This window comes from uncultured Caballeronia sp. (assembly GCF_964243625.1).
GTDB lineage: Bacteria > Pseudomonadota > Gammaproteobacteria > Burkholderiales > Burkholderiaceae > Caballeronia.
Genome location: NZ_CAXTGZ010000252.1, coordinates 1 through 8241, shown reverse-complemented (window position 1 = coordinate 8241; position 8241 = coordinate 1). Strand labels below are relative to the sequence as shown.

The window sequence follows — 8241 nt, the reverse complement described above, 5'->3', positions numbered from 1 at the left end:
TCACTCGGGAATGAACTCCAGCTTCTCAGGACCTCATCAAACCTGGCGCCAACCGGCATGGTGAAATGCAGATCGGAATTGAAGCGTGGCCGCGAACGAAACGGGAGGAAATAGGCCAAACCGCGGCCCACAATCAAGGCGACCAGACCAGAAGCAAATGTCGCGATGACAACTTCCCGCCGCCAGGGTGCACGATTGTCAGGGCTGAACCAAAGCCACCAAAGCGCTGCGACCAGCAGTAATCCTTTTGCGATATAAAGTCCCGCCAAAGAGCCAATGGCGAAATTGATTCCGGGGGAAACGAACGAGTGTCGAGCGATAAAACCAAGGATCGAAGCATCGAAGCCGTTCATATTGGATTTTCTCGCTTATCCAGCAAGCCATTAATCAAGCGTTCCCCTGCATGCGGCTTATGTAATTTGCGTCGGTGATATGACGACATTTATTAGTAATATTTATGCCACAAAAATGTCACAAACAAATAGCTCAAAGTCGCCTTAACGGCGGCCTCATCGGACAGGGGGCGTCCTCTCGATTTGCTGCGCTTATAAAACCGGTGCCTTAATCCGGGTGCGACAAGCTTTTATGCTTGGCTGGGAGCGGGTAACTGGCGATTGATATCAGCGGTCAGACCTGAACCGTTGGGGATTTCCTCGCGGTCATCGAGCCGATCCACCGTGTGGTATGCACGCGATCCGAAGGACACGGCGCGCTGATCCGCACGATCTGCAACGAGGGTTACATGCTGACGGCAGATGTTTTGTACGAAGGTTGACGCGGTTTTCCGAACCGCAGAAGTCGCCTAGGGGCAATCGGTCACAAACATTGATATACTTTTCGTCGCTTCAGGCGTCGTTTGAGCGTGTTCCTTAAACCGCTCCAACGCAGCAAGAAGCCGGTTCGCGCCGGTTTGCACGAGCGTCCCTTGGCCGTTGCAACACGGCCGGGCGTTTCACGCACGGCGCCCGATCTAACACTACTGCCCTTGGGGGCGCCACAGCGGAGTCCGTCTTGGCCGTTTCCAATCTTATCGCCGATGAACCTGCGCCCGACGCCGCCAAAGCGTCCTCGGGCAGCTCGTTCTATCTCGCCATGCGCATCCTGCCGGCTGCGCAGCGTGACGCGATGTACCAGGTCTACGCGTTTTGCCGCGCGGTGGACGACATAGCCGACGACGGCACCATGCCGCGCCACGAACGCGCTGCCGCGCTCGAGCAATGGCGCACGGATATAGACGACTGCTACGCCGGCAAGCCGCGCAAGTCGCTGAGCGCGCTCACGCAGCACATCCACGCGTTCCATCTTTCGCGCGATGACTTCATCGCCGTGATCGACGGCATGGCAATGGACTCAGAAGACATCGTTGCGCCCGACGAAGCCAGCCTCGACCTTTATTGCGATCGCGTGGCGAGCGCGGTGGGGCGTTTGTCGGTGAGGATATTCGGGATGCAGGAAGATGCCGGACGGCGTCTCGCGCATCATCTCGGCCGCGCCTTGCAGTTGACCAATATCCTTCGGGATATCGACGAAGACGCGGCCATCGGCCGGGTTTATCTGCCGCGCGAATTGCTGTCGCGCGAAGGCATTTCCACCACCGACATTGCATCCATAATCGGCGACGCCCGCTTGCCGCGCGTATGCCTGACCATTGCCGAACGCGCCCGCATTCACTACGCCCAGTCCGACGCCATCATGGCCAACGCGCCGCGTGCCCAGGTCAAGGCGCCGCGAATTATGTCGGGCGCGTATCGCTGCGTTCTCGAGGCGAACCTGAAGCGTGGCTTCGATCTCCCGCGCAATCACGTCCGTACGCCACGTTCACGGCTGTTGTGGATCGTGGCGCGCAACGTGTTCTGATGTCACGGACAGTTCATGTCATTGGCGCTGGATTATCCGGGCTTGCCGCCGCGGTCCAGTTGCAAAGGCGCGGCGCGCGGGTCGTGCTGCACGAAGCCGCGCCGCATGCCGGCGGCCGGTGCCGCTCTTACTTCGACATCAAGCTCAACGCCACGATCGACAACGGCAACCACCTGATCCTGTCCGGCAACCACGCCGCGCTCGGGTTTGCCAAAGCCATTGGCGCCGCCGACGAACTCATCGGTCCGGCCCAGCCCGACTATCCGTTCATGGACCTGCGCAGCGGTTCGCGCTGGACCCTGAAGATGTCGCCGGGACGGTTTCCAGGCTGGATCTTCGATTCCGCCACGCGTGTTCCCGGCACCATGCCCGCCGATTATTTCGCGCTCGTGCGACTGCTGTTTGCCAATCCGGGACGCAGCATCGGGCAAACACTGCGCGCGAACGGCCGGCTCTGGGACGCAATGCTCGATCCGTTCTTGCTCGCGTTGCTCAACGTCGATCCGCGTGAAGGCAGTGCCGTGCTCGCCGGCAACGTGCTGAAAGAAACGGTGCTGCAAGGCGGACAGGCATGCCGGCCAATAACGGCGCGCAATGGCCTGGGCCATGCGTTTATCGAACCGGCTTTGAGGCTCCTGCAATACGGCGGCGCGGAGATACGGCTCGGGTCGCGCTTGAGCGCAATCAGTTTTGCCGGCAGTGATTCGAAGACGCGCGTGGCGGCGCTGGATTTCGATGAAACGCGCGTGGACATCGGCCCGAACGACGGCGTCCTGCTCGCCGTGCCCGCACAAGTCGCGCGGGAACTCGTGCCGGGGCTTACCGCGCCGACCGAATTTCGCGCGATCATCAATGCGCATTTCGCCATTGATCCGCCGCTTGCATTCGAATCCATGACCGGTCTGCTCAACGGCACGGCCGACTGGCTTTTCGCCTTCGATGACCGCCTGTCCGTGACCATCCACGACGCCGACAGGTTCACCGATACCCCGCGCGAAACCCTTGCCCACACGCTGTGGCAAGAAGTAGCGAAAGCCGCGCGTTTGCCGGTTGAACGCATGCCGACCTGGCAGATCGTTACCGAAAAGCGCGCGACGTTCGCCGCGCTGCCGAGCCAGGAAAATCTCCGGCCGGCGACCCGCACCCGCTGGCCCAATCTCATGGTGGCGGGCGACTGGACGGCCACCGGGCTGCCTGCAACCATAGAAGGTTCGATCCGCTCCGGCCAGAAGGCCGCGGACCTCCTCATGAATCCCCCGACGGAACTCTGATGAACGATTTTGTCCAGCCACCCGATGCCTCAAACGCGCCAGTCAGCGCGGCGGCGTTGGAGGCATCGGTATCCCGCGCGGCCGACGCGCTGCTCGCCGATCAGCATCCCGAAGGCTACTGGCTCTACGAACTCGAAGCCGACGCCACCATTCCCGCCGAGTACGTATTGCTCGTGCATTACCTCGGCGAGACGCCCAAGCCCGACCTCGAAGCAAAGATCGGCCGATACTTGCGCCGCATCCAGCGTGACGACGGCGGCTGGCCGCTGTTCACCGACGGCGCCATGGACGTCAGCGCCACCGTCAAGGCGTACTTCGCGCTGAAGATGATTGGCGACCTGCCCGAAGCCGAGCACATGCAGCGCGCGCGCCGGGCGATCATCGCGGCCGGCGGCGCGGAAAAATCGAACGTGTTCACGCGCATCCTGCTCGCGCTGTTCGGCGTGATTTCATGGCGCGCCGTACCCATGATGCCCGTTGAAATCACGCTCTTGCCCGAGTGGTTTCCGTTCCATTTGTCGAAGGTGTCCTACTGGGCGCGGACCGTTATCGTGCCCTTGCTCGTGCTCAACGCGAAGCGGCCGAAGGCGCGCAATCCGAAGGGCGTGCGCATAGACGAGCTTTTTTTCGATGCCCCTGTCAACACCGGCATGGCCGCACGCGCGCCGCATCAGCATCAGGGCTGGTTCGTGTTGTTCCGCTGCGTGGATGCCGTGCTGCGCACCGTCGATCCGCTGTTCCCGCGTCATACACGCCAGCGCGCAATAGAAGCGGCCGTGCGTTTCGTCGATGAACGGCTCAACGGCGAGGATGGCCTCGGCGCGATTTTCCCCGCGATGGCCAACTCCGTGATGATGTACGACGTGCTGGGCTATCCCGAAGACCATCCGAACCGGGCGATTGCGCGCAAGTCGATCGAGAAGCTCTTGATCATCGATGAAGCGCCCGATGGCGAGGCGTACTGCCAGCCGTGTTTATCGCCCGTGTGGGACACGTCGCTTGTCGCGCACGCGTTGCTCGAAGCCGATACACCGAAGGCGCGGGCAGCGGTATCGCGTGGACTGGACTGGCTCGTGCCGTTGCAGATCCTCGATGTCCGCGGCGACTGGATCTCGCGCCGGCCGACTATCCGGCCCGGCGGCTGGGCGTTCCAGTTTGCGAACCCGCATTATCCGGACGTCGACGACACCGCCGTTGTCGCCATGGCAATGGATCGCGCCGACCGCGAAAACGGCACCGCGCTGTACGGCGAAGCGATTGCGCGCGGGCGGGAATGGGTCGTCGGCATGCAAAGCAGCGACGGCGGATGGGGCGCGTTCGAACCCGAAAACACGCAGTATTACCTCAACAACATCCCGTTCTCCGACCACGGCGCGTTGCTCGATCCGCCTACGGTGGATGTGTCGGGACGATGTCTATCGATGCTCGCGCAGCTTGGCGAGTTGCCCGCGACGAGCGAGCCGGCGAAGCGCTCGCTGGATTACATCCTGCGCGATCAGGAACGCGATGGAAGCTGGTACGGACGCTGGGGCCTGAACTATATCTACGGGACGTGGACCGCGTTGTGCGCGTTGAACGCGGCCGGATTGCCGCTAACCGATTCGCGGATGCAGCGCGCCGCGCAATGGCTCATCAGCATCCAGAACGCCGATGGCGGATGGGGCGAGGGCGGCGAGAGTTACAAGCTGGATTATCGCGGGTATGAAGCGGCGCCGAGCACGGCGTCGCAGACATCGTGGGCGTTGCTCGGGTTGATGGCGGCGGGGTTTGTCGGTCATCCGGCGGTGGCGAAGGGCGTCCAGTATCTGACGTCCACGCAGCGCGAGCACGGGCTTTGGGACGAAACAAGGTTCACGGCGACCGGCTTTCCGCGCGTGTTTTATCTGCGATACCACGGCTATAGAAAGTTCTTCCCGCTTTGGGCGCTGGCTCGTTACCGGAACATGCTGCGCGATGGCGCCACGCGCGTGACGGCGGCGATGTGAGTTTGCCCGTTATCGCAGTAACGGGGATGGCGTTTGAAGCGCGCATCGCGCGCGGGCCCGGCGTCGAGGCGGTGTTTGCGGCTCGGGCGGATTTGCTCGAGCGCGCATTGAGCGAGGCGTTGGCGCGGGGGTGTTCCGGTATCGTCAGTTTCGGGACGGCTGGTGGTCTTGCGCCGGAGCTGGAGCCGGGGACGGTGATCATTGCGAGCGCCGTGTCGGGGCCGCTTGGGGTTATCGATACGGATCCCGAATGGTCTGCGCGGATGTTTGCGGCTTTTGCCGGAACGCCGGTCGAGGCGAAGGCCGTTCGAGGGACGATGGCCGGCGTTGCGGCGCCGCTGGCAGGGGAGCAGGAGAAGCGCTCGCTTTATCGGTCGACAGGGGCGCTGGCGGTGGATATGGAATCGCATATCGCCGGGGCGATTGCCCAAGCGCGGGGGTTGCCGTTTGCCGTTTGCAGGGCGATTGTGGATCCGGCCTGGAGGAGCTTGCCGAAGGCCGCGACGGTCGGGCTGCGGGATGACGGGACCACTACGATCTTGCCGATTCTGCGGGAGCTTTTACGGGAGCCGAAGCAGCTTGGGGCTCTGTTGAGGATTGCGGGGGATGCCAGGGCGGCGAAGGGGTCGCTGGTGCAGGCGCGGCATGCGATGGGGAGGGCGGGGGTGTTGAAAGCGTAGCTCCGCCGTCCGCTACTTTCCCACCCGCGCAGCCGTTTCCCGACACACACTCAGCGCCAACTGCCGAAGCCATCGATGAACCGGATCGACTTCCAAACGTGGGTGCCACATCTGCGAGACCGTGATCTCCTCGGTCTTCACCGGCAGCTCGAAAGCATGAATGCTGGCGGATTCGGGCTGACCGTTCACAAGTGAAGCGGGCACGAGCGCAATCAGGTCAGAAGCGCGTGCCACGGCGAGCGCTGCAGGAAAGCTCGGAACCACCGCGACAATCGTCCGCTCCAGCCCTAAAGCAGCCAGCGCTTCATCCACCGGTCCGTTCGTGCGGCCGTGCCGAGAAGCAACCACATGGCCAAACGCCAAGTATCGTTCAGCCGTTACTTTGCGTTTTGTCGCGAGCGAATGTTCCTTCCTGACAACGCCAACAAAGCGGTCCCGAAACAAGGCCTGCACGCGGACTTCCGGTCCCATCGCGCCCAGAACGCCGATTTCAAGATCAGCGGACCCGTCCCGCAAATACGCTGCCGTCTTCTCGAGCTTGGGCGCAAAACGCAAACATACGCGCGGCGCAGCGGAACTCGCCGCAGCAATAAGCGACGCGCCGAAAGCTTCCACGAAACCATCGTTGGCGCGAATGGTGAAGGTTCGCTGCAACGTCGAAAAATCCGGTTCCATCGTCGATGGACGGAGCACGGCGCGCGCCTCATGAACCGCGTTCTGCGTGCGCTGACGCAGCGTCTCTGCATGGGGCGTCAACACCATCCCACGCCCCGCGCGCACCAATAACGGATCCCCGGTCGTCTCACGGAGCCGGGTCAGGGTCCGGCTCATTGCCGACGCGCTCAATCCCAGTCGACGCGCAGCCCCGGCCACGCTGCCATCGGCGAGCAGCACATCAAGTGCGACGAGTAGATTCAGATCAGGTTCTGCCATGCCTTGATCGTAGCATGGCGTTTGGTGCAGGTTATAAGTGCAATTGCTGCGTCTTCCGCCATGTCTGATGCATCGATATAGTCGCTGTGTGGTATCGACACACAGGGAGCTAACCATGCAAGACACATCTACACAGAAAACCGTCCTTTTGATCGGCGCATCGCGCGGCCTCGGATTCGCGATGGTCGAGGAATACCTCAAGCGCGGCCGGCGCGTGATCGCCACCGGCAGGGACGGCTCGACACAAAAGCTGCGCCAACTCTCAGACCGCGCTCAGGGCGCGCTTGAAGTCGAAACAGTCGATATCACCATTCCCGATCAGGTCGCCACGTTGCACGACCGTCTCGAAGGCCGGCGACTGGATGTGCTTTTCGTGAACGCGGGCGTCAAGAACGATGATCGCGAAACGATCGCCGATGTATCGACCGATGAATTCGTGCGTGTCATGGTGACGAACGCGTTGAGTCCGATGAGGGTTATCGAAGCGTTTCAGGACCTTGTGAATCCTGGCGGGACAATCGGCGTAATGTCGTCGGGGCAGGGGAGCGTGACGAACAATACGAACGGCAATTACGAGGTCTACCGGGGCAGCAAGGCGGCGCTCAACATGTTCATGCGCAGCTTTGCCGCGCGCCACAAAGACGACGCGAAAACCCTTCTGTTGATGGCGCCCGGATGGGTCAAGACGGACATGGGCGGGTCGGGCGCGCGTCTGACTATCGAAGAAAGCATTCCGAACCTGCTGAATACAATGGAGGCCTACGAAGGGCGCTCCGGATTGCATTACCTGGATTACCTGGGGCGGGTCGTTCCCTGGTGATCGTGGCGTAACCGGCTCGCAACAAACCGGTTACGCCACGTTCAACTCACCGGTCCGCCAGCTTCCCCGATATGGTCCTGACCAGCAACGCCCCGAGCACCAGGCACACGGCTACGAAGTACAGTCCCATCCGGTTATCGTGCGTGGTGACATTGAGCCAGCCCACCACATAAGGCGAGACAAACCCCGCCAGATTTCCCACGCAGTTGATCCCGGCAATCCCGACCGCCACCGACGTCCCCGCAAGAAACGACGATGGAATGCTCCAGAACAGCGACAGCGCCGACAAGATCCCGGCGGCTGCGACGCTGAGCCAGATCACGGCGAGCACGGGGTGATGCCCCACATAACCGCTCGCCGCGAACCCAACCGCGCCGATCACGGCAAGCACCGAAAAATGCATGCGGCGCGAGCGGAACCGGTCCGAACTCATGCCCGTCAGCACGATCGCCGGGATGGCGACAAGATAAGGAATCGCCGATAACCACCCGATGACGGAGACATCGGTAAGTCCGGAATCCTTGATGATCGACGGCAGCCAGAAACTGATCCCGTACAGCCCGATGATCTGGCAGAAGTAGACTGCGCAAAGCTTCCAGATATGTTTATCGGAGAGGATCGCACGCAGGTTGTGGTGCGTCGTTTTCTCGGCGTCCTCGCGATCGATCTCGCTGGTGACGAGGTTCTTTTCGGTA

At 61.9% G+C, this 8241-nt stretch carries 7 protein-coding genes and 1 pseudogene; 5 read left to right on the top strand and 3 right to left on the bottom strand.

Translation table 11 applies throughout. The features are described 5' to 3' along the window. Nucleotides 1–353: pseudogene (locus tag ACFFAR_RS17635) on the bottom strand (phosphoesterase); the annotation flags it as partial. Nucleotides 354–1011: 658 nt separating this feature from the next. Between ACFFAR_RS17635 and hpnD the strand changes: the two are divergent. The 4 genes from hpnD to ACFFAR_RS17615 are packed head-to-tail and all read left to right on the top strand — an operon-like array spanning nt 1012 to nt 5793. Further along, a complete protein-coding gene (gene hpnD / locus ACFFAR_RS17630) occupies nt 1012–1857 on the top strand; it encodes a presqualene diphosphate synthase HpnD (protein WP_174364702.1) in 846 nt (281 codons plus the stop codon). Then, nucleotides 1857–3128 (top strand): hydroxysqualene dehydroxylase HpnE, encoded by a 1272-nt coding sequence (hpnE, locus tag ACFFAR_RS17625; RefSeq protein WP_174364703.1) that lies wholly within the window; start codon nt 1857–1859, stop codon nt 3126–3128. Before hpnD ends, hpnE begins: the two co-directional genes overlap by 1 nt. Further along, nucleotides 3128–5113, top strand: coding sequence for a squalene--hopene cyclase (gene shc, locus ACFFAR_RS17620; RefSeq protein ID WP_375508192.1), 1986 nt, complete (start codon nt 3128–3130; stop codon nt 5111–5113). Before hpnE ends, shc begins: the two co-directional genes overlap by 1 nt. Nucleotides 5114–5139: 26 nt before the next feature. Beyond that, nucleotides 5140–5793, top strand: a complete 654-nt coding sequence (locus tag ACFFAR_RS17615) for a phosphorylase (protein WP_375508193.1) — start codon at nt 5140–5142, stop codon at nt 5791–5793. A gap of 12 nt (nt 5794–5805) precedes the next feature. On the opposite strand, the gene ACFFAR_RS17610 is transcribed toward ACFFAR_RS17615, so the two are convergent. After that, entirely contained in the window at nt 5806–6726 is a 921-nt protein-coding gene (locus ACFFAR_RS17610; RefSeq protein WP_375508191.1) for a LysR family transcriptional regulator, read from the bottom strand. Between the two features lie 115 nt (nt 6727–6841). Between ACFFAR_RS17610 and ACFFAR_RS17605 the strand changes: the two genes are divergently transcribed. Then, nucleotides 6842–7546: an SDR family NAD(P)-dependent oxidoreductase gene (locus ACFFAR_RS17605; protein WP_375508190.1), complete on the top strand. Its 705-nt coding sequence runs from the start codon at nt 6842–6844 to the stop codon at nt 7544–7546. A 46-nt stretch (nt 7547–7592) separates the two neighbouring features. Here ACFFAR_RS17605 and ACFFAR_RS17600 read toward each other — a convergent pair. Beyond that, nucleotides 7593–8241: MFS transporter (locus ACFFAR_RS17600; protein WP_375508189.1), on the bottom strand; the 649-nt coding region annotated here is incomplete at its 5' end.